This window comes from Actinacidiphila sp. bgisy167 (assembly GCF_057707665.1).
The window spans coordinates 86,231-106,216 of record NZ_JBYIQP010000014.1 but is presented as its reverse complement, the minus strand read 5'-3'; the positions used below and the strand labels follow the sequence as shown (position 1 = coordinate 106,216).

General features: G+C 71.1%; 18 protein-coding genes and 1 pseudogene. 13 read left to right on the top strand and 6 right to left on the bottom strand.

The window, feature by feature from the left end; genetic code table 11:
• The 6 genes and pseudogenes from AC3ET4_RS08405 to AC3ET4_RS08380 form a co-directional block, all read left to right on the top strand.
• A pseudogene (locus tag AC3ET4_RS08405) lies at nt 1–222 on the top strand (potassium-transporting ATPase subunit B); the annotation flags it as partial.
• Between the two features lie 19 nt (nt 223–241).
• Nucleotides 242–871, top strand: coding sequence for a potassium-transporting ATPase subunit KdpC (gene kdpC / locus AC3ET4_RS08400; RefSeq protein ID WP_431947581.1), 630 nt, complete (start codon nt 242–244; stop codon nt 869–871).
• Nucleotides 872–2,234: 1,363 nt separating this feature from the next.
• Nucleotides 2,235–4,778, top strand: coding sequence for a DUF4118 domain-containing protein (locus AC3ET4_RS08395; RefSeq protein WP_431947579.1), 2,544 nt, complete (start codon nt 2,235–2,237; stop codon nt 4,776–4,778).
• Between the two features lie 83 nt (nt 4,779–4,861).
• Nucleotides 4,862–5,545: a response regulator gene (locus AC3ET4_RS08390; RefSeq protein ID WP_431947577.1), complete on the top strand. Its 684-nt coding sequence runs from the start codon at nt 4,862–4,864 to the stop codon at nt 5,543–5,545.
• 39 nt (nt 5,546–5,584) lie between these two features.
• Nucleotides 5,585–5,983, top strand: coding sequence for an OB-fold nucleic acid binding domain-containing protein (locus AC3ET4_RS08385; protein WP_431947575.1), 399 nt, complete (start codon nt 5,585–5,587; stop codon nt 5,981–5,983).
• Between the two features lie 3 nt (nt 5,984–5,986).
• Nucleotides 5,987–6,745, top strand: a complete 759-nt coding sequence (locus AC3ET4_RS08380; RefSeq protein ID WP_431947573.1) for a DUF3159 domain-containing protein — start codon at nt 5,987–5,989, stop codon at nt 6,743–6,745.
• Between the two features lie 80 nt (nt 6,746–6,825).
• Here AC3ET4_RS08380 and AC3ET4_RS08375 read toward each other — a convergent pair whose 3' ends face one another.
• Entirely contained in the window at nt 6,826–7,509 is a 684-nt protein-coding gene (locus AC3ET4_RS08375; protein WP_431947571.1) for a potassium channel family protein, read from the bottom strand.
• A gap of 115 nt (nt 7,510–7,624) precedes the next feature.
• Nucleotides 7,625–8,293 (bottom strand): potassium channel family protein, encoded by a 669-nt coding sequence (locus AC3ET4_RS08370; protein WP_431947569.1) that lies wholly within the window; start codon nt 8,291–8,293, stop codon nt 7,625–7,627.
• Nucleotides 8,294–8,431: 138 nt separating this feature from the next.
• On the opposite strand from AC3ET4_RS08370, the gene AC3ET4_RS08365 reads away from it, so the two are divergent.
• Nucleotides 8,432–10,483, top strand: coding sequence for an APC family permease (locus AC3ET4_RS08365; RefSeq protein WP_431947567.1), 2,052 nt, complete (start codon nt 8,432–8,434; stop codon nt 10,481–10,483).
• A 106-nt stretch (nt 10,484–10,589) separates the two neighbouring features.
• A complete protein-coding gene (locus AC3ET4_RS08360) occupies nt 10,590–11,942 on the top strand; it encodes a class I SAM-dependent RNA methyltransferase (protein WP_431947565.1) in 1,353 nt (450 codons plus the stop codon).
• A gap of 75 nt (nt 11,943–12,017) precedes the next feature.
• Here the strand turns inward: AC3ET4_RS08360 and AC3ET4_RS08355 are convergent, their stop codons facing one another.
• Together AC3ET4_RS08355 and AC3ET4_RS08350 are read right to left on the bottom strand one after the other, a co-directional pair.
• Complete coding sequence (locus AC3ET4_RS08355) at nt 12,018–12,686, bottom strand: nucleotidyl transferase AbiEii/AbiGii toxin family protein (RefSeq protein WP_431947563.1); 669 nt, start codon at nt 12,684–12,686, stop codon at nt 12,018–12,020.
• A 5-nt stretch (nt 12,687–12,691) separates the two neighbouring features.
• On the bottom strand, nt 12,692–13,084 hold the full coding sequence (locus tag AC3ET4_RS08350; RefSeq protein ID WP_431947561.1) for a hypothetical protein: 393 nt from the start codon (nt 13,082–13,084) through the stop codon (nt 12,692–12,694).
• Between the two features lie 594 nt (nt 13,085–13,678).
• On the opposite strand from AC3ET4_RS08350, the gene AC3ET4_RS08345 reads away from it, so the two are divergent.
• Together AC3ET4_RS08345 and AC3ET4_RS08340 are read left to right on the top strand one after the other, a co-directional pair.
• Complete coding sequence (locus tag AC3ET4_RS08345) at nt 13,679–13,942, top strand: ribbon-helix-helix domain-containing protein (RefSeq protein ID WP_431947559.1); 264 nt, start codon at nt 13,679–13,681, stop codon at nt 13,940–13,942.
• The gene (locus AC3ET4_RS08340; RefSeq protein WP_431947557.1) at nt 13,939–14,382 is read left to right on the top strand and encodes a PIN domain-containing protein; all 444 of its coding nucleotides are present in this window, start codon (nt 13,939–13,941) and stop codon (nt 14,380–14,382) included. Before AC3ET4_RS08345 ends, AC3ET4_RS08340 begins: the two co-directional genes overlap by 4 nt.
• Before the next feature lie 242 nt (nt 14,383–14,624).
• On the opposite strand, the gene AC3ET4_RS08335 is transcribed toward AC3ET4_RS08340, so the two are convergent.
• Nucleotides 14,625–15,647 (bottom strand): LLM class flavin-dependent oxidoreductase, encoded by a 1,023-nt coding sequence (locus AC3ET4_RS08335; protein WP_431947555.1) that lies wholly within the window; start codon nt 15,645–15,647, stop codon nt 14,625–14,627.
• 664 nt (nt 15,648–16,311) lie between these two features.
• On the opposite strand from AC3ET4_RS08335, the gene AC3ET4_RS08330 reads away from it, so the two are divergent.
• Nucleotides 16,312–17,805 carry an IMP dehydrogenase gene (locus AC3ET4_RS08330; protein WP_431947553.1) on the top strand — a complete coding sequence of 498 codons (1,494 nt, stop codon included), beginning with the start codon at nt 16,312–16,314 and terminating at the stop codon, nt 17,803–17,805.
• A 215-nt stretch (nt 17,806–18,020) separates the two neighbouring features.
• Here the strand turns inward: AC3ET4_RS08330 and AC3ET4_RS08325 are convergent, their stop codons facing one another.
• Nucleotides 18,021–18,413 carry a PPOX class F420-dependent oxidoreductase gene (locus AC3ET4_RS08325; RefSeq protein ID WP_431947551.1) on the bottom strand — a complete coding sequence of 131 codons (393 nt, stop codon included), beginning with the start codon at nt 18,411–18,413 and terminating at the stop codon, nt 18,021–18,023.
• A gap of 140 nt (nt 18,414–18,553) precedes the next feature.
• Between AC3ET4_RS08325 and AC3ET4_RS08320 the strand changes: the two genes are divergently transcribed.
• Nucleotides 18,554–19,567: an alcohol dehydrogenase gene (locus AC3ET4_RS08320; RefSeq protein WP_431947549.1), complete on the top strand. Its 1,014-nt coding sequence runs from the start codon at nt 18,554–18,556 to the stop codon at nt 19,565–19,567.
• 152 nt (nt 19,568–19,719) lie between these two features.
• Complete coding sequence (locus tag AC3ET4_RS08315; protein ID WP_431947547.1) at nt 19,720–19,941, top strand: hypothetical protein; 222 nt, start codon at nt 19,720–19,722, stop codon at nt 19,939–19,941.
• The last annotated feature ends 45 nt before the right edge of the window (nt 19,942–19,986 follow it).

The window sequence follows — 19,986 nt, the reverse complement described above, 5'->3', positions numbered from 1 at the left end:
TCGTCGCCGCAGTCCGCGATCCTGTCCGCGGTCGTCTTCAACGCGCTGATCATCATCGCCCTGGTGCCGCTCGCCCTGCGCGGTGTGCGCTACCGGCCGACCGGCGCCGACCGGATGCTCCGCCGCAACCTCGGGATCTACGGAGTCGGCGGCCTGATCGCCCCCTTCGTCGGCATCAAGCTGATCGACATGCTGATCTCCCTGCTCCCCGGATTCCACTGACGAAGGCGTACGGAGAACCATGAACGCGTCCGTAGCCCCCTCTGCCCGGCTGGTCTGGAGCGCCCTGCGTGCGCTGCTGATGCTGACCGTCGTCCTCGGCGTCCTCTACCCGCTCGCGGTGTGGGGGGTGGCCCAGACGGCCTTCCACAACCAGGCAAACGGGTCCGAGGTCAGAGTCGACGGCAAGGTCGTCGGTTCCGCGCTGATCGGCCAGAACTTCGCCACGGGCAAGGACTTCGCCCCGAACCCCAAGTGGTTCCAGCCCCGTCCCTCGGCCGCCGACGCCGACGCAGGAGCCGGGCCGTACGACCCGACCTACACCGGCGCCTCCAACCTCGCGGTCACCAGCAGGACCCTCACCGGCCTGGTGAAGGAGCGCAAGGCGGAGGTCGCCGCCTTCAACGGGGTCCCGCAGTCCGAGGTGCCCGCGGACGCGGTCCAGGCCTCCGGCTCCGGTCTGGACCCCGACATCTCCCCGGCGTACGCGCACATCCAGATCGCGCGGGTGGCCAAGGCCAACGGGCTGAGCACCGCCCAGGTCGCCCGGCTGGTCGCTGCGCATACGGACGGCCGGCAGTTCGGCATCCTCGGCGAGCCGACCGTCAACGTTTTGGAACTCAACATCGCCCTGGGGCGGCTGACCGGCTGACGGCCGCGGCGGCGCGGTGGTGTGCTTGATCGACGGGCAGGGCCGGACGAGTAGATCCGAAGTTCGCCCAAGGGCGGCGATGGCGGCCGGCATCCGGCACTACGACACGATCGGTGCCCCCGGGCGCCGGGCGCCTACGGCGATTCCGTATCGGTCAACCGCCCGATCACCGGGTGGACAGGCCGCCGTGCGGGCTGTTGACCCCCAGCGACACAGACCCGCCGACGAGGTGGAGGTGGTTCGGGAAGTAGTCATGTGAAGGTGGCCGCCGTCCTCGGCGGCGGCCATGGCACGCAGATCGTCCGCGAGTGCCGCCCTGGCAGACTCGTCACCACTGATCACCTGGACATGCCGCTGGGCATCGGTGTGGATGCGGACCCCAGGGCCGGACCCTTCCTGACGGCGACGCCCGCCAGGCTGTCGTCGCCCGGCGCACGAGCGGAGCTGAACAGCCTCCCATGGTGCCGCCAAGCAAGATCGCCCGTCCACCACCCAGGCCGGCACGATCCGTGAGAAGCAACCGAGCACCTCAGCGCTCATCGTCCGGCGGTGGCGAGGGAGCGCCGGCTGACCCCGGGCATCCCGCGCCCCGCTGCGGGAACCGGGACGGACGGCGTCAGAAAGGCGTCAGGCGGGGGGACGCGGGCGTCAAGGGACCGCCAGTAACCGCCCCTGGAGCCGGCCGGCGGGAGAGAGTGAAGGCACGGAGGGAGGCCTGCGCAGGCCGCTCGGCAACGCGGAGGGGGCGGCGGAAGGGCGCACACCGCCGTCGCCGAGCAGCGGCGGCGGGCGCCACCCGGTCCGGATCCTAATGCGGTGGGGATTCCGGGCCGGGAGAGGGCACCGCGTTCCGCGAAGGCCTCCCTTCGGTGGGGGATGTGTCGGGTCGGCCCCGCGTCGTACGGTGACGGCGTCGGCGTGCGGCCGCCCCGGCAGGAACTTCTCGACGGCAGCCCGCGCCGGGGTCCCGCGAGCACCGTCCGCTCAGGCCCCTGGATCACCGGACCCCGGAAAGTGGCCGCCCCGCAACCGACGCCTTGCGACGGTTGGTGTCATGCCTCCCTCGACCGCAGCGCGCCCCACGCGCTCGCGAGCGCCCGGTTCCGGCGATGCTCCGGCCCCAGCCGCGCCCTCGGCCCCGAATACCGCGGCATCACCACCCCGACCTGCGGCGATCCGCTCGCGCAGCATCCGCGCGAAGCGTTACCCCGCCAGGCTGGTCTCCTCCGAAAGGAGGCGTCAAGGACGCGTCAACGTGTTCCCGGAAGGGGCGCCTCGCCCGATTTGTCCGCTCCTGGGACCATAGGATTCCCAGTGTCGGACGGGCCCGGAAGGGGCACGCCACGAGGCGGAACGTGGAGCCATGGCACGCGGGACTTTGCGGATATACCTGGGGGCGGCCCCAGGAGTGGGCAAGACCTACGCGATGCTCTCCGAAGCCCACCGGCGACTGGAGCGCGGCACCGATGTCGTCGTCGCCCTCGTCGAGCACCACGGCCGCGCCCGCACCGAGGTCATGCTGCACGGACTGGAGGTCGTGCGGCGCAGGGAGATCGAGTACCGCGACACCGTCTTCACCGAGATGGACGTCGACGCGGTGCTCGCGCGCCGGCCCGAGGTCGCGCTGGTCGACGAGATGGCGCACAGCAACGTGCCCGGCAGCCGCAACGAGAAGCGCTGGCAGGACATCGAGGAACTCCTCCAGGCCGGCATCGACGTCATATCGACGGTCAACATCCAGCACCTGGAGTCGCTCGGCGACGTCGTCGAATCGATCACCGGGGTGCGGCAGCGCGAGACCGTGCCCGACGAGGTGGTCCGGCGTGCCGACCAGATCGAACTGGTCGACATGTCGCCGCAGGCGCTGCGCCGCCGCATGGCGCACGGCAACATCTACGCCTCCGACAAGGTCGACGCGGCGCTGTCCAACTACTTCCGGCCCGGCAACCTGACCGCGCTGCGGGAACTGGCCCTGCTGTGGGTGGCCGACCGGGTCGACGAGTACCTGCGGCAGTACCGCACCGACCACGACATCTCCGCCACCTGGCAGGCCCGTGAGCGCATCGTGGTCGGCCTCACCGGAGGCCCGGAGGGGCGGACGCTGATCCGGCGTGCGGCGCGGATGGCGGCCAAGGGCGCGGGCGGGGAGATCCTCGCCGTCCACATCGCGCGCAGCGACGGCCTGACGGCCGGCTCGCCGAAGGAACTCGCCGTCCAGCGCACGCTCGTCGAGGACCTCGGAGGTTCCTTCCACCACGTCGTGGGCGACGACGTCCCCGGCGCCCTGCTGGACTTCGCCCGCGGCGTCAACGCCACCCAGGTGGTGCTCGGCACCAGCCGCCGGCCCGCGTGGCAGTACGTCTTCGGGCCGGGCGTCGGGGCGACCGTGGCCCGCGAGTGCGGGCCCGACCTCGACGTGCACATCGTCACGCACGAGCACGCCGCCAAGGGGCGCGGACTGCCCGTGGCGCGCGGCGCGCATCTCGGCCGCAGCCGGGTGATCGCCGGCTGGGCCACCGGTGTGCTCGGTCCCGCGCTGCTCTGCCTTTTCCTCACCCAGTTGCATCCCGCACTGGGCATCGCCACCGACATGCTGCTGTTCATGACCCTGACGGTCGCGGCGGCCCTGGTCGGCGGCCTCTACCCGGCCTTGGTCTCGGCGGTGGGCGGCTCGATACTGCTCAACTACTTCTTCGCCGCGCCCCTGCACACCTTCACCATCGCCGAGCCCGAGAACCTGATCGCCATCACGATCTTCGTGGTGGTCGGTGTCGCGGTGGCCTCCGTGGTGGACCTGGCGGCACGCCGCACCCACCAGGCCGCCAGACTCCAATCCGAGGCGGAGATCCTGTCGTACCTGGCCGGCAGCGTGCTGCGCGGCGAGCACTCGCTGGACGCCCTGCTGGAGCGGGTGCGAGAGACCTTCGGCATGGAGTCCGTCTCCCTGCTGGAGCGGGCCGACGAGCACGGAGCGTGGACCTGCGCCGCGGGCGTCGGCGACCGGAGGTGCCCGCGTCCCGAGGACGCGGACGTGGAGGTGCCGGTCAGCGACAACCTCTCCCTCGCCCTCGTCGGCCGGGTGCTGCCCGCCTCCGACCGCCGGGTGCTCTCGGCCTTCGCGGCGCAGGCCGCCGGCGTCCTGGACCGGCAGCGGCTGGAGGACGAGGCAGCCAGGGCCCGTGAGCTGGCCGAGGGCAACCGCATCCGCACCGCCCTGCTCGCCGCCGTCTCCCACGACCTGCGCACCCCCCTCGCCGCCATCAAGGCGGCCGTCACCTCACTGCGCTCCGACGACGTGGCCTGGTCGCAGGAGGACGAGGCCGAGCTGCTGGAGGGCATCGAGGACGGCGCGGACCGGCTCGACAACCTGGTCGGCAACCTCCTCGACATGTCGCGCCTGCAGACCGGCACCGTCACCGCGCTGATCCGCGAGGTGGACCTCGACGAGGTCGTCCCCAAGGCGCTGCGCGGCGTCCCCGACGACAGCGTCGTCCTGGAGGTCCCCGAGACACTCCCGATGGTCTCCGTCGACCCCGGGCTCCTCGAGCGCAGCGTCGCCAACATCGTGGAGAACGCCGTCAAGTACAGCCCGCCCGGCGCCCAGGTGCTGGTCGCCGCGAGCGCCCTGGGTGACGGTGTCGACCTGCGCGTCGTCGACCGCGGCCCCGGCGTCCCCGACGCAGCCAAGGAACGGATCTTTGAGCCCTTCCAGCGGTACGGCGACGCCCCCCGCGGCAATGGCGTGGGCCTCGGCCTCGCGGTGGCCCGCGGCTTCGCCGACGCCATGGGCGCCACCCTGCGGCCCGAGGACACCCCGGGCGGCGGACTGACGATGGTGCTCACGCTCCGGGCCGCGCCCGGCAGTGCCCCCACCGCCCCGGACCTCCCGGCCGGGGCCACGACCTGACCCGCGTCCGCACCGCAACGCACCCCCGACGCTCCACCCCGCACTCCCGCTCCACCCCGCATCGTGAAGGAAAGGCAGGCTCCATGAACCGGGTGCTCGTGGTCGACGACGAGCCGCAGATCGTGCGCGCTCTCGTGATCAACCTGCGGGCCCGCAAGTACGAGGTCGACGCCGCGCACGACGGCGCCACCGCGCTGCAGCTCGCCGCAGCCCGCCACCCCGACGTCATCGTGCTCGACCTCGGCCTGCCCGACATGGACGGCGTCGAGGTGATCCGCGGGCTGCGCGGCTGGACCCGGGTGCCGATCATCGTGCTCTCCGCCCGGCAGGCCTCCGACGAGAAGGTCGAGGCCCTCGACGCGGGAGCCGACGACTACGTCACCAAGCCCTTCGGCATGGACGAGCTGCTGGCCCGGCTCCGCGCCGCCGTCCGCAGGGCCACGCCCGGCGGCCCGGAGGACGGCGCCGCGACCGTGGAGACCGAGTCCTTCGTCGTCGACCTCGCCGCGAAGAAGGTCAACCGCGGCGGCGCCGACGTCCGGCTCACCCCCACCGAGTGGCACCTGCTGGAGGTGCTCGTACGCAACACCGGCCGCCTGGTCAGCCAGAAGCAGCTGCTCCAGGAGGTCTGGGGCCCCTCGTACGGCACCGAGAGCAACTACCTGCGGGTCTACATGGCCCAACTGCGGCGCAAGCTCGAGGCCGACCCCGCGCACCCGCGGCACTTCATCACGGAGCCGGGCATGGGCTACCGCTTCGAGAAGTGATCAGTGATTCGTCCACCCCGGCCCGGTACCCTTCCAGGTATGAGTGGTTCCACCCGTTCGGACCGGCCGGCCGGCCGCTTCCGCAAGATGCTCGACCGATGGTCCAGCTCCCAGGAGGAGCTGCACTCCGACGAGCTGCGGCAGGACACCGCGGACGTCGGGTGCACCCGGATCTGCGACTGCTCCGATCGCGACATAGTGACGGTGACGGGTACGCTACGCGCTGTCACCCTGCGGCCGCGGGCCGGCGTGCCGGCCCTGGAGGCCGAGCTCTTCGACGGCTCGGCGCCGCTGGACGTGGTGTGGCTCGGCCGGCGCAGCATCGTCGGCATCGAGCCGGGCCGCAGGATCATCGCGTCGGGGCGGATCGCCATGAACCGCGGCCGCCCGGTGCTGTTCAATCCCAGATACGAGTTGCGTCCGGTCGGACAGGAGTAGCCGGTGGTGTCGATCGACAAGCGGACCGGGGCACAGCCCACGACCGGAGCCGAGGGGAGGCCAGGGCACGACGCGGCCGCCTCCAAGGCGGCGGCCGACCGCGCGCTGCTGGAGGCCTTCGGCGGCGTGTGGGGAATGATCGACACGACGGTGCCCGGCCTCGTCTTCGTCCTGATCTACACGATCAACCGGGACATCCACACCGCGGCGATCGCGGCGCTGGGCCTGTCCCTGGTGCTGGCACTGGCCCGCCTGGTGCGTCGGCAGACCCTCAAGCACGCCTTCAGCGGCGTCTTCGGCGTCGCGTTCGGCGCTGTGTTCGCGATGATGTCGGGCGACGCGAAGAACTTCTACCTGCCGGGCATGCTCTACACCCTCGGGCTCGCGGTCGCCTACGTGGTCTCCGCGCTGCTGAAGTACCCGCTGATCGGACTGCTGCTCGGACCGATCCTCAAGGAGAACCTGTCCTGGCGCACGCGGAACCCGGGCCGGCTCGTCGCGTACACCAAGGCCACCTGGGCCTGGGGTGTCATCCTGCTCGTCAAGTCGGCGATCCTGTTCCCGCTCTACATCTGGGGGAACGCCACCCAGCTCGGCTGGGTCAAGGTCGCCCTCGGCATCCCGCCCTTCCTGCTCTGCGTCTATCTGACCTGGATCTTCCTGGCCAAGGCCCCGCCGCCGATCGACGTGATCGCGGAGATGGAGGAGGCCGAGCGGCTCGAGAAGGCCGAGCGCGCCGCCAAGGAGGCCACCGGCAGCTGACCCGGCGCCCCGCGCCCGGCGCGCCGAACGCACGAGGGGCGGCTGGAACCCACGGGTTCCGGCCGCCCCTGTCCGTAGGACTACTCCTGGGCCCCGGTCCCGGCGCTGCGCACCGAGAGCAGGTCCTCCAACTGCTCCTCGCGGTGCGGGGAGGCCACGAAGAGCAGCTCGTCGCCCGCCTCGAGCGCGTCGTCCTTGGACGGGGTGAGCACGCGGTGCCCGCGGATGATGGTGACCAGCGAGGTGTCCTCCGGCCAGGCGACCTCCCCGACCCGGGTGCCCACCAGCGCGGCCTCCTCCGGGAGGGTCAGCTCGACCAGGTTCGCGTCGCCCTGGCTGAAGCGCATCAACCGGACGAGGTCGCCGACGCTCACCGCCTCCTCCACCAGCGCCGACATCAGGCGCGGGGTGGAGACGGCCACGTCCACGCCCCAGGCCTCGTTGAAGAGCCACTCGTTCTTCGGGTTGTTGACGCGGGCGACGACCCGGGGGACGCCGTACTCCGTCTTGGCGAGCAGCGAGACGACGAGGTTGACCTTGTCGTCACCCGTGGCGGCGATCACCACGTTGCAGCGCTGCAGCGCGGCCTCGTCCAGCGACGTGATCTCGCAGGCGTCGGCCAGCAGCCACTCCGCCTGCGGGACCCGCTCCACCGAGATCGAGGTCGGATTCTTGTCGATCAGCAGGACCTCGTGGCCGTTTTCCAGCAGCTCGCCCGCGATCGAGCGGCCGACCGCACCGGCCCCGGCAATGGCGACCCTCACAGTGCTCCCTCGTTCTTCCCCTGGGCCGCCGCCCGGGAGAGGCCCCCGTCCGTGCCCGCGCGGCGACCGCGCGCCCTGCCCGTCGTCTGCGGCCCGAGGGCCGTGTGTGCGCCGCTCACCGGTGGGCCTCCTCAGGGCCCTTCGCGCACGCGGCCTCCACCTGTTCGACCTCGTCCGTGCGCATCATCACGTGCACCAGGTCGCCTTCCTGAAGGACCGTCTCCGAGGTGGGAAGCATCGCCTCGCCCAGCCGCGTGAGGAACGCCACGCGCACCCCCGTCTCCTCCTGGAGCCGGCTGATCTTGTATCCCACCCAGGCGGTGTCCGTGTGCACCTCGGCGAGCTGCACCCGCCCGCTGGGGTCGCGCCACAGCGGCTCGGCGCCGGCCGGCAGCAGGCGGCGCAGCATCTGGTCGGCCGTCCACCGGACGGTGGCGACGGTGGGAATGCCCAGACGCTGGTACACCTCGGCCCGCCGGGGGTCGTAGATGCGGGCGGCGACATTCTCGATCCCGAACATCTCCCGGGCCACCCGGGCCGCGATGATGTTGGAGTTGTCACCACTGCTGACGGCCGCGAACGCGCCCGCCTCCTCGATGCCGGCCTCGCGCAGCGTGTCCTGGTCGAACCCGACCCCGGTCACGCGGCGCCCGCTGAACCCGGCGCCCAGGCGGCGGAACGCCGTCGGGTCCTGGTCGATCACGGCCACTGTGTGACCTTGCTGCTCAAGGGAGTGCGCGAGAGTGGAACCCACTCGCCCACACCCCATAATCACGACGTGCACGACCGTCCTTCCGGCTGCCAACAATTCCGGCCCGAACCCTCTCAGGGTCTCAGACCGCGCCCAAAGCTACACACGCACGTATTCCCGTGATAGGTGGGCGGGGGATCGGGAGTCTTGACGATCCTCTAACATCGCGGGGTGTCCAAACTGACCGACCTTCCGAAACGGATCCTGATCGGGCGGGCCCTCCGCAGCGACAGGCTCGGAGAGACGCTCCTCCCCAAGAGGCTGGCGCTCCCCGTTTTCGCCTCCGACCCGCTGTCCTCCGTGGCATACGCGCCCGGAGAGGTGCTTCTCGTCCTGTCGATCGCGGGAGTGTCGGCCTACCACTTCAGCCCCTGGATCGCTGCCGCGGTCGTCGTACTGATGTTCACCGTCGTCGCCTCGTACCGGCAGAACGTGCACGCCTACCCCTCCGGCGGCGGCGACTACGAGGTCGCGACGACCAACCTCGGCCCGCGTGCGGGACGCACCGTGGCCAGCGCCCTGCTGGTCGACTACGTGCTCACCGTGGCCGTGTCGGTCGCCTCGGGCGTCGAGAACCTGGGCTCGGCCGTGCCGTTCTTCGTCGAGCACAAGGTGCTGGGCGCCATCGGCATGATCGTCCTGCTCATGGTGATGAATCTGCGCGGGGTGCGCGAGTCGGGCACGATCTTCGCCATCCCCACCTACGCCTTCGTCTTCGGCGTCTTCTGCATGCTCGCCTGGGGCATCTTCCGGATCGCCTCCGGCCACGAGATGCACGCCCCCACCTCCGACTTCACGATCAAGGCCGAGCACGGCCACCTGGCGAGCCTCGCGCTCGTCTTCCTGCTGCTGCGGGCCTTCTCCTCGGGCTGCGCCGCGCTCACCGGCGTCGAGGCGATCAGCAACGGCGTGCCCGCCTTCCGCAAGCCGAAGTCGAAGAACGCCGCCACCACGCTGGCGCTGATGGGCGTGCTGGCCGTGACGATGTTCTGCGGCATCATCGCGCTCGCCATGAACACCGGCGTGCGGATGGCCGAGAACCCTGCTGTCGACCTGCTGGTCGACGGCAGGCCGGTCGGCCCGGGCTACACCCAGGACCCGGTGATCGCGCAGGTCGCCTCCGCCGTCTTCGGCGAGGGATCGATCCCCTTCGTCTTCCTGGCCGGAGCCACCGCGCTCGTCCTGTTCCTCGCCGCGAACACCGCGTACAACGGATTCCCGGTGCTGGGCTCGATCCTTGCCCAGGACCGCTATCTGCCGCGCCAGCTGCACACCCGCGGGGACCGGCTCGCCTTCAGCAACGGCATCGTGCTGCTCGCCGCCTTCGCGTGCGTGCTGGTCTACATCTACGGCGCCGACTCCACCCGGCTGATCCAGCTCTACATCGTCGGCGTCTTCGTCTCCTTCACTCTCAGCCAGACCGGCATGGTCCGGCACTGGAACCGGCACCTGGCCACCGAGACCGACCCCGCCGTGCGCCGCCACATGATCCGCTCCCGGGCGATCAACACCTTCGGCGCCTTCCTCACCGGGCTCGTCCTCGTCGTCGTACTGCTGACCAAGTTCACGCACGGGGCCTGGGTCGCCGTCCTGGGCATGGTCCTCTTCTACGGCATGATGACGGCCATCCGGCGCCACTACGACCGCGTCTCCAACGAGCTCGCGGCCACCGAGCAGCGCGGCGAGGAGGAGGTCAAGCCCTCCCGCGTGCACTCGATCGTCCTGGTCTCCAAGGTGCACAAGCCCACGCTGCGGGCCCTGTCGTACGCCAGGCTCTTCCGGTCGGACACGCTGGAGGCGCTGAGCATCAACGTGGACCCCGCCGACACCAAGGCCCTGCAGGCCGAGTGGCAGCGGCGCGGCATCGACGTGCCCCTCAAGGTGCTGGACTCGCCGTACCGCGAGATCACCCGGCCGATCATCGACTACGTCAAGGGCCTGCGCCGCACCAGCCCCCGCGACGTCGTCTCGATCTTCATCCCGGAGTACGTGGTCGGCCACTGGTGGGAGCACCTGCTGCACAACCAGAGCGCGCTGCGGCTCAAGGGCCGGCTGCTGTTCACTCCCGGCGTCATGGTCACCTCCGTGCCCTGGCAGCTGGAGTCCTCCGAGCGTGCGAAGCTCCGCGCCCGCAAGGGAGCCGAGTGGAGCGCTCCGGGCTCCGTGCGGCGCGGAGAAGTGGGGCGGCTCACCCGGGGCCGGGAGCCCGGCGGCCGGGCGTGAAGCGCGGGCTGCCGCGAGCCGTAGACTTGTCAGCTGCTCGTTCTTCCCGTCCGCGGTTCCCCTCGTGACCCGTGTCCCTTCGTGACCCCCAGGAGCCCGTCCCGCCATGCAGCACCGTACGAAGGCCCCTGAGGCCGACGCGCTCGTCGGCGAGCGCTACGAGGTCGAGGTCGGCCCGGTCGCGCACGGCGGCCACTGCATCGCGCGGACGGTCCTGCCGGGCCACGAGCGGCCGCAGGTGATCTTCGTCCGGCACGCGCTGCCCGGCGAGCGGGTCGTCGCCGAGATCACCGAGGGCGGCCCGGACTCGCGCTTCCTGCGCGCCGACGCCGTCGAGGTCCTCAAGGCCTCCCCGGACCGCGTCGAGGCGCCCTGCCCGTTCTCCGGTCCCGGCAAGTGCGGCGGCTGCGACTGGCAGCACGCCGCCCCCGGTGCCCAGCGGCGGCTGAAGGTGCAGGTGATCACCGAGCAGTTGCAGCGGCTCGCCCACCTCACGCCCGAGGGGGCCGGCTGGGACGGCACCGTCGAGCCCGCCCCCGGCGACAAGGTCGCCAAGGGCGAGGTCCCGGCCTGGCGCACCCGCGTCCAGTACGCCGTCGACGCCGAGGGCCACGCGGGTCTGCGCCGCCACCGCTCGCACGAGGTCGAGCGCGTCGACCGCTGCCTCATCGCCGCCCCCGGTGTCTCCGAGCTCGGCGTCGAGTCGCGCGCCTGGCCCGGCATCGCCTCGGTCGAGGCCATCGCCGCCACCGGCTCCTCCGACCGCCAGGTGATCGTCACCCCCCGTCCCGGCGCCCGGCTGCCCATCGTCGAGCTGGACCGCCCCGTCTCCGTCCTGCGCGTCGACGAGCAGGGCGGCGTCCACCGCGTGCACGGTCGCGGCTTCGTGCGCGAGCGCGCGATCGACCGCACCTGGCGGGTCGGCTCCGGCGGCTTCTGGCAGGTCCACCCCATGGCCGCCGACCTTCTGGTCGAGGCCGTCATGCAGGGCCTCATGCCGCGCAAGGGCGAGACCGCACTCGACCTCTACTGCGGCGTGGGTTTGTTCGCCGGGGCGCTGGCCGATCGGGTCGGTGAGACCGGTGCCGTCCTCGGTATCGAGTCCGGCAAGCGTGCGGTGGAGGACGCCCGGCACAATCTGACCGACTTCGACCGCGTCCGCATCGAGCAGGGCAAGGTCGAGTCCGTACTGCCGCGCACCGGGATCACCGAGGCCGACCTCGTCGTCCTCGACCCGCCCCGCACCGGCGCGGGCCGCGCCACCGTGGAGCACGTCGCCTCCCTCGGCCCCCGACGCATCGCCTACGTCGCCTGCGACCCCGCGGCCCTCGCCCGCGACCTCGGCTACTTCGCGGCCGCGGGCTACACCCCGCGGCGGATGCGGGCGTTCGACCTCTTCCCGATGACGCACCACGTGGAGTGCGTGGCGATCCTTGAGCCTGCCGTGAAGGGCGCTTGACCTGAGGCTTTGTGGCGCAGGCGGCGGATTTTAGCGCGCAAGTCCAGCAGTCTCACCGCGACTCATTTGGACGTATCAGCCGATGTCCGGATCATCGGCCTCTTCGAGGAGGCGGGCCGCGAGGTCGTCGGCCCACTCCACGGCCCAAGCGCGGAGCGCGGTGATCGTGGCGTCATCGAGCCCATAGGCGGCGAAGGCTTCATCGTCGGTCCACTCGGCGCCCGTGAGGTTCGCCTGCAGATCCTCGCGCTCGAAGCGGCCGTGGGCGTGGCGACGGCCGAACTCCTCGAGCTCGGCATTGGTCCAGCGGCGGGAGGCCGCGAACACGTCGATCAGGTCGCGGGGGGCTCCGCGGTCGGCGAGGGCGCGGACCTTGGTCCCGATCACATCCTCCTCCGCGAGGACGGGACCGTACGGGCTCTGGGCGACCGGCCGCGAGAAGATCTCCTTGAGGATGTCGACTTCGCACTCCTGCCCGGTGGCGGGGTCGGACACGGTGAAGCGGGCGGACAGCGGGGCGGTTTCCAGCGCGTGCACCGTCCAACCGCGGGCTTCCAGGCCGGCGCGGAGCGTAGCGGCGATGTCGGCCATGGGCGCCGGGTTCTCGGTGGCGACGTCGAGGTCTTGGCTGGGGCGGTTCACGAGGCGATGCGCCCGCACGGCGTATCCACCGGTGAGAACCAGGGGATACGGGGAACCGAGCGCGATCACGTCCGCCAGGAGCCGCGTGTGCAGCTCCGGCATGTCAGTCACGCGGCTGCCCGGGTGCGTGAGGCCAGCTGGGGGAAGGCGTCTTCCCATACGGCGCGCACGGTGCGGCCGACGAGGGTGCGCAGTACCGGCCACAGCTGGAGGAGGAGGTCCTGGTTGAGGTAGCGGGGAAGGTCGTCGTGCAGGCCCTCGTGCAGGACGGTGCGGTACAGCCCCATGCGCTGGCGCGGTTTGCCCAGGTCGTACGAGGTCATCCCGGACCAGGCCATGTGCAGTGGTAGCTCCACGACCCCCTGGGTCGGACCGTGCAGCTCGTTCAGCGACTCCGGTAGACGCCGCCGGAACTTTTCCCGGTACAGCCCCAGGTCGTCGGCGTCCGCGCCAGGGAGGTCCCTCGGCGGGGGTGCGGCGTGCTGTGAGCTGGGGGGCATGAGTCCATTATGGCGGCCGGAGGAGGGGTGCGGGTCATGATGAGCGAGCCGAGTCTGGAGCGCGAGGGGCAGATCCTGCTGGGGGAGCCGGTTGTGACAGCTTGGTCTGCCCCGAGGTAGGCGGGATGAGCTTTCGGCCGTGACGCTCGTTTGACGCTCTGGGCCTCTGCACGCCTCGTGATGAGCCGTGAAGGCGTCTCTGACCTGGCCTTTTCCCTCACTCGCTCAGGCTGACACCTTCCCTATGACGCATCACGTGGAGTGCGTGGCGACCCTGGAGCCGGTTGAAAAGGTTCGCTGTCCTGAAGTCTTGTGGTGGTCGTGATCCGCTCACCTGTCTTTGCCAGGCCGACACATGAAGCGCTGGGCTGGGCAGGGGCCTCGGGACAGGGGCCGGCTCTCCTTGAGCGGGAGCCTTGCGCGCTGCTTCCTTCGCGGCGACCGCGGGCGGCCGCGAAGCTGAACGCCACGTACGGGACCCCCTGCACCACGAGGCGGGACACGACGGTCCGCTGCCCGGTCGGTACGCGTCGCTCATGGGGGGTCAGAGTCGACGGACATACATCATTGTGGTACATGGACTAGTCTTGGTACATGACGATGAAGCGCACCAACGTCTATGCGGATCCGGAAGACCTCGAGATCATCAAGGAGGCGGCGAAGCGGCGGGGCGTCAGTGAGGCGGAGATCATCCGCCAGGGCATCCATCTCGCGGCCATGGCCAACCGGGTATGGGACGAGCCTTTGTTCTCCCGTACCTTTCGGGGATCAGGCCGCACCCCCGGCAAGCATGACGTGCGGGACACCGTCGCCGATGCGGTATGCCGCGAGACCGGGGCCGCCGGGACCGCTGCGTGATCGTCGTCATCGCGGACACCTCCGGGCTGCTTGCGGCGCTCGACTCCGGCCACCCCAAGCACCAGGCGTCGAACGAGGCGATCATGGCTGCTGGGCTCCTGGTGATGTCCCCGCTGTTGCTCGCGGAGATCGACCACGTTGCGACGTGCGAGCTCGGCCGGGAGGCGGCGCTCAGCGCGGTCGACGACATCGGGCATTGGGTGCGTCGAGGCCGCGTCGTTCTGCCCGAGATCACGGACAGCCACCTTGGTGTCGCCCAGTCGGTGCGCGCCCGCTATCGCGACCTGGACCTGGACCTGACGGACGCGGTGAACGTGGCCCTTGCCGCCGAATACGATACCGACGCCGTACTTACGCTCGACCGTCGCGACTTCCGGGCTGTGCGCCCATTGGGCCGGCACAAGGTCTTCCGGGTGCTGCCCGATGATCTTCCGATCTGATGTCGGACGCCGCCCGAGAGTGTCATCGGATTTTTCGTGGGTCGTGACGCCCGCACACCTGTGGAGCCTTGGGTGGCAGATGCCGCTGGTGGTGTCCGTCGGCGTCCGGGGCCTTGAGGGCCCCGGGGCTCTCGACACGCGACAGGAGCCCGCACGCATACAGCCTCACCTCCGGGGGGCCGGGAGCGGCTGATGTGCCCATCACAGCCGACGCCCGGCCCGCACGCGGGGGAGCGGAGCACTCAGCGCCAGCCGAGCTCCGGTGCCACGTGTGTGAGGATGCTCTCCAAGACGTGGACGTTGTAGTCGACCCCCAGCTGGTTCGGAATCGTCAGCAATATGGTGTCCGCGGCCTGGACGGCCTCGTCCTGCTTGAGCTCCTTCACCAGCACCTCGGGTTCGGCGGCGTAGGAGCGGCCGAAGATCGCCCTGGTGTTCTCGTCGATCATGCCGACCTGGTCCCGCGAGTTGCGGTCCCGACCGAAGTAGATCCGGTCCATGTCCGTGGTCAGGGCGAAGATGCTGCGGCTGACGGACACCCGCGGTTCGCGGGTGTGGCCCGCCGCCTTGTACGCCTCGTGGTAGGCCTCGATCTGCTTGCGCTGCTGGACGTGCAACGGCTCGCCCGTCTCGTCGTCCTTCAGCGTGGAACTCTGCAGGTTCATCCCCAGCTTCCCGGCCCAGACGGCTGTCGCGTTCGAGCCGGAGCCCCACCAGATCCGCTCGCGAAGCCCCGGCGAGTGCGGTTCGACACGCAGCAGGCCCGGCGGGTTGGGAAACATCGGCCGCGGGTTCGGCTGCGCGAAGCCCTCGCCGGTGAGTGCCGTGAGGAACTCCTCGGCGTGTCGGCGCGCCATGTCGGCGTCCGTCTCGCCCTCCGCGGGGCGGTAACCGAAGTAGCGCCAGCCGTCCACCACCTGTTCCGGTGAGCCGCGGCTGATGCCGAGCTGCAGCCGGCCGCCTGAGATGAGGTCGGCGGCGCCGGCGTTCTCGGCCATGTAGAGCGGGTTCTCGTAGCGCATGTCGATGACGCCGGTACCGATCTCGATCCTCGAGGTCCGCGCACCGATGGCCGACAGCAACGGGAAGGGGCTGGCCGCCTGCCGGGCGAAGTGGTGCACGCGGAAGTACGCGCCGTCCACGCCGAGTTCCTCGGCGGCGACCGCCAGATCGATGGACTGGTGCAGGAAGTCGGCGGCCGATCTGGTGCCCGAGTGCTCGCTCGGTGACCAGTGGCCGAACGAGAGAAACCCAATCTTCTTCACCTTTGTTCGAACCGAGCGGCGACGACGTTTGATTCCCGCGCCGGCAGGGCCGACATCAGCGGACACCGCACGGTGCCTGGCACGTGAGTACGGCTGCCTGCTCGGCAGGGACAGGTCGTCGGCGTTCGCAAGAGGTGGCCCCGCTGACAAGGCTCGATGTGCGGAACTCGCTGTCGGAGCCCAGGGTTGGGGAAAACCTCAGGGAAAGACCCGATCTCCGGCGGTGGGGCCCCTGTCAGCCCCAGGGCCCGGGAACGTCGCGCCGCCGGTTCGGTCACGCACTCCGTGCAGGCGCCTGCCGTGCCCCTGGCTCGCTCCCGCCGGACAGGCGGTGGTGGCTGGGGAGCGCGTCGCGTTCCCTGGAACCGGCCGTGAAGGGCGCCCGACCAGGGCCGGGCGGTGCGCGTCGGGCGGGGCGATAAGATCACGCATGGCGTGATGGAAGTCAGCGCCTGTGCAGCACCCGGGCGGAAGCGGCTCAGCGTGCCCTCGCCGCCGGTCCGGCCGCGTGCGAGCACTGACTCGCCGGGTGGGTGCGCCCGCTCCCGCCTTGTCGGGAGCGCGTTCTTCTGACAGTGCGCCGCCGGCGTCGATCCGCACTGCCCGCACGGGCCTCGTCGATCCGTCGTCGACCGGAGCATGAGGCCCCCGTCCTGGAGACGACGTGAAGATCCTCCCCGAGATTTCCCGCACGCTCAGCGAGTACCTCCTCATCCCGGGCCTCACCACGGAAGACTGCACGCCGGACACCGTGGATCTCGGGGCGCCGATGGTGCGTCACCGGGTCGGGGAGGATCCCGCGGTCCGTGTCGCCACGCCTCTGGTGAGCGCCATCATGCAGGCGGTGTCGTCACCGGCGCTGGCTGTGGCGCTGGCGCAGGCCGGTGGCCTGTCGTTCATCCACCAGAACCAGCGGATCGAAGAGCAGGCCGCGGATGTACTGGCGGTCAAGCGGCACAAAGCCGGCTTCCGTACCGTCGACGTCACCGTCGCCGCGCAGACGCCCCTCGGTGAGCTCGCGCGCCTGCTGGCCGACACCGAGCACGGCCTGGCCGTGGTGACGGAGAACGGGGAAGCGGACGGCGCGTTCCTGGGGATCATCAGCCGGGACGACTTCCACCTGGAGCGCCACGGAGCCCTCGAGACCGCCGGCAACCGGATGCGGGGCAGGGAGGGACTGATGACCGCGCCGGCCTCGGTCTCGCTGTCGGACGCGAACGAACTGATCTGGAGGCACCACCTGGACGTCCTGCCGGTGGTCGAAGGGGGCCGGGTCGTCTCCCTGGTGCTCAAGAGCGACTACCAGGCCCACAAGACGTACCACCGGGCGAGCGTGGACGGCGAGAAGCGTCTGCGGGTCGGGGCCGGCATCAATTCCCGGGACTACAAGGACCGTATCCCCGCCCTGATGGAGGCCGGTGCCGACGTCCTGTGCCTGGACTCCTCCGACGGCTATTCCGTGTACCAGGCCAAGACCCTCGAATTCGCCCGGGACGCCTACGGCGAGGACGTCTTCGTCGGTGCGGGTAACGTCGTCGACGGTCGGGCCTTCCGCTACCTCGCCGAGGCCGGTGCGGCGTTCGTGAAGGTCGGGATCGGCGGCGGCGCCATCTGCACCACCCGGGAGCAGAAGGGCATCGGCCGCGGACAGGCCTCCGCGCTGCTCGACGTGGTCCAGGCGCGCGACGCCTACGCCCGGGAGACCGGGGTGTACGTGCCCCTGTGCTGCGACGGGGGCCTGCTGAGCGACGCGCACATGGCGGTGGCGCTGGCGATGGGAGCCGACTTCGTCATGCTCGGCCGCTACTTCGCGCGGCTCGACGAGAGCCCGTCGCGCAAGCTGCAGATCGACGGCCAGTGGTACAAGGAGTACTGGGGTGAGGGCTCGCGGCGCGCACAGAACGCCGCCCGGTACGGCCAGCGCGGCCGGATGGCGTTCGAAGAGGGCGTCGACGGCTATGTGCCCTACGCCGGCAGCCTGTACGACACGGTGGAGCGCACCCGGGCGAAGCTCACGTCGACGATGATCAGCTGCGGGTCGACGAACCTGCGGGACTTCCACCGCGACGCGGTGCTGGTCCCGGTGTCCGCCGAGTCCTTCAAGCAGACGGGGGCGGAGGTGCAGTTGCGCCGTCCCGCCATCGACGCCGGGGAGTGAGCCGAGGGGCGGGCCGCCGCGGGGACGGGACGCGATGCTCGCGCGAAGATCGCCCGGGAGGGTCCCTCAGGGACGGCCTGACGCCCCCTCGCTCACCCGTTCGGGCGTCGCTCGCGGTACCGCCTGGGCGCGCGGGCCGCGGGCGGTGACGTCCGGCTCGACCGGGCCTGCCGGCAGGTCGCCCGGCGAGCCGGCGCCCTCGATGACGCCCCGCGTCACGGCGTGCCGCTGACGCTCTGGGCCTCGATCATCAAGATCACGCGCACCTGGTCCCGGCCCCCGTACCACGGGTACGGCCCGCCGGTGTACCTGTGCGAGAGCTTCTCGATGTGCTCCTCCGCGCCCTGCGTGGTCACCTCGAGCACACGTCCGCGGACCTGGAAGTAGCGGGACGGGTCGTCGGGGTCGCACACGGCGACGGCCACCCGCGGGTCACGAGCGATGTTCCGCGTCTTCACGTGGCTCTGAACGCTGTTGACGAGCAGGTGCTCGCCGTCGGTGTCCACCCAGGTCTGCGTCACCTGCGGGGAGCCGTCCGGCATGGTGGTCGCCAGGAAGCACGGACTCGGACGGCGCAGCAGGTCCAGGAGGTCGGCGGGGGGCTTCACGGTCGTCCTTCCGTCTGCTGGGCGCAGCCTACGCTCCCGGCGGACGGGCGAGCGCCGCTCGACGCGAGAAAAACCGGTCCCCGGGTCACGATGAGTGGAAGGGCGCTACGCGCCGCGACTCCTCACACAGCGGACGGGCAATGAACTCCATGCGGGTGGCCCAGGTCTCGGAACCGGGCGGACCATTCGACATCGTCGAGCGCGAGATGCCGGAGCCGGGACCCGGCCACGTACGGATCGCCGTCGAGGCCGCGGGCGTCTGCCGCACCGACGCCGACTTCGTCCACAACGCGTTCCCGGGGCAGACCTTCCCGCTCGTCACCGGCCATGAGGTGGCCGGGCGCATCGACGCCCTCGGGGAGGGAGTGCGGTACTGGAAGGTGGGCGACCGCGTGGAGGTCGGCTGGTTCGGTGGGAACTGCGGCCACTGCCCGCCCTGCCGGGAGGGCGACTTCATCGACTGCCAGAACCTGCGGGTGCCCGGATGGGCGTACGACGGCGGCTACGCCACCCACATGGTCGCGCCGGTCAACGCGCTGGCCCGGATCCCCGACGAGCTGAGCGCTGTGGAGGCCGCCCCGCTCGGTTGCGCCGGCGTCACCACGTACAACGCCTTCAAGAGGAGTTCCGCCCGGCCCGGTGACCTCGTCGCGGTGATCGGCATCGGCGGCCTCGGTCATCTGGCGGTGCAGTACGCGGCCAAGTCCGGCTACGAGACGGTCGCCGTCGCCCGCGGCGAGGACAAGCGGGCCCTGGCCATGGAACTCGGCGCCCACCACTACGTCGACAGCGCCGCGGCCGACCCGGCGAAGGAACTGCAGGCCCTCGGCGGTGCCGCCGTCGTGCTCGCCACCGCCTCCAACTCGCAGGCCATGGCGGCCGGCGTCGACGGTCTGCGACCCCGCGGCCAGCTGATCGTCGTCGGCGTCGACGATCGGCCGCTGCCCATCAGCCCTGGCCAGCTGATCCTCGCGTCGCGTTCGGTCGTCGGCCACCCGTCCGGCACCTCGCGCGACGTCGAGCACACGATGAACTTCAGCGCGCTCACCGGGATCCGGCCGATGACCGAGACGGTACCGCTGGCGGAGGCCAATGAGGCGTTCGCCCGCATGATGTCCGGAGCAGCGCGTTTCCGCATGGTCCTCGTGCCCTGAGCGGGCCTGGGCAGCGCCGCGGTTCGCCCGGGTGCGCGGCGCGCGGTCGCGCCTGGGGCCGCCTCCAGCCGGCAGATGACCGCTCGCCAGGTCGCCGACACCGGCGCCGATCCGTCCCGGGTGTACGTCACAGGGCTCTCCGCGGGGGCGCCATGACCGCGGTGACGACGGCGGCCTACCCGGACGTCCACGCGGCGGGCGGCGTGGTCGCCGGGATGCCGTACGGCTGCGCACACGCGGCGCCCTCGCCGTACCCGTGCATGCAGCTCGGCGCGACGCGCGGGGCGGCCCCGTGCGGCACGGCAGCGGCCTCCATGCTGGACGTGGACCTCTGCGCCGCGTACCGGCTCGGGACGGGCTGGGTCCTGGGCTGAGCCGGGCATCCGGGTGGCGCCGGCCGACGGCGCGGCGGCCGGCTC

Coding starts and splice junctions, on each gene's coding strand:
- AC3ET4_RS08320 (WP_431947549.1), top strand. CDS start 18,554: ATGAACTCCATGCGGGTGGCCCAGGTCTCGGAACCGGGCGGACCATTC.
- AC3ET4_RS08350 (WP_431947561.1), bottom strand. CDS start 13,084: ATGCCCCCCAGCTCACAGCACGCCGCACCCCCGCCGAGGGACCTCCCT.
- AC3ET4_RS08315 (WP_431947547.1), top strand. CDS start 19,720: ATGACCGCGGTGACGACGGCGGCCTACCCGGACGTCCACGCGGCGGGC.
- AC3ET4_RS08345 (WP_431947559.1), top strand. CDS start 13,679: ATGACGATGAAGCGCACCAACGTCTATGCGGATCCGGAAGACCTCGAG.
- AC3ET4_RS08390 (WP_431947577.1), top strand. CDS start 4,862: ATGAACCGGGTGCTCGTGGTCGACGACGAGCCGCAGATCGTGCGCGCT.
- AC3ET4_RS08395 (WP_431947579.1), top strand. CDS start 2,235: ATGGCACGCGGGACTTTGCGGATATACCTGGGGGCGGCCCCAGGAGTG.
- AC3ET4_RS08355 (WP_431947563.1), bottom strand. CDS start 12,686: ATGCCGGAGCTGCACACGCGGCTCCTGGCGGACGTGATCGCGCTCGGT.
- AC3ET4_RS08360 (WP_431947565.1), top strand. CDS start 10,590: ATGCAGCACCGTACGAAGGCCCCTGAGGCCGACGCGCTCGTCGGCGAG.
- AC3ET4_RS08385 (WP_431947575.1), top strand. CDS start 5,585: ATGAGTGGTTCCACCCGTTCGGACCGGCCGGCCGGCCGCTTCCGCAAG.
- kdpC (WP_431947581.1), top strand. CDS start 242: ATGAACGCGTCCGTAGCCCCCTCTGCCCGGCTGGTCTGGAGCGCCCTG.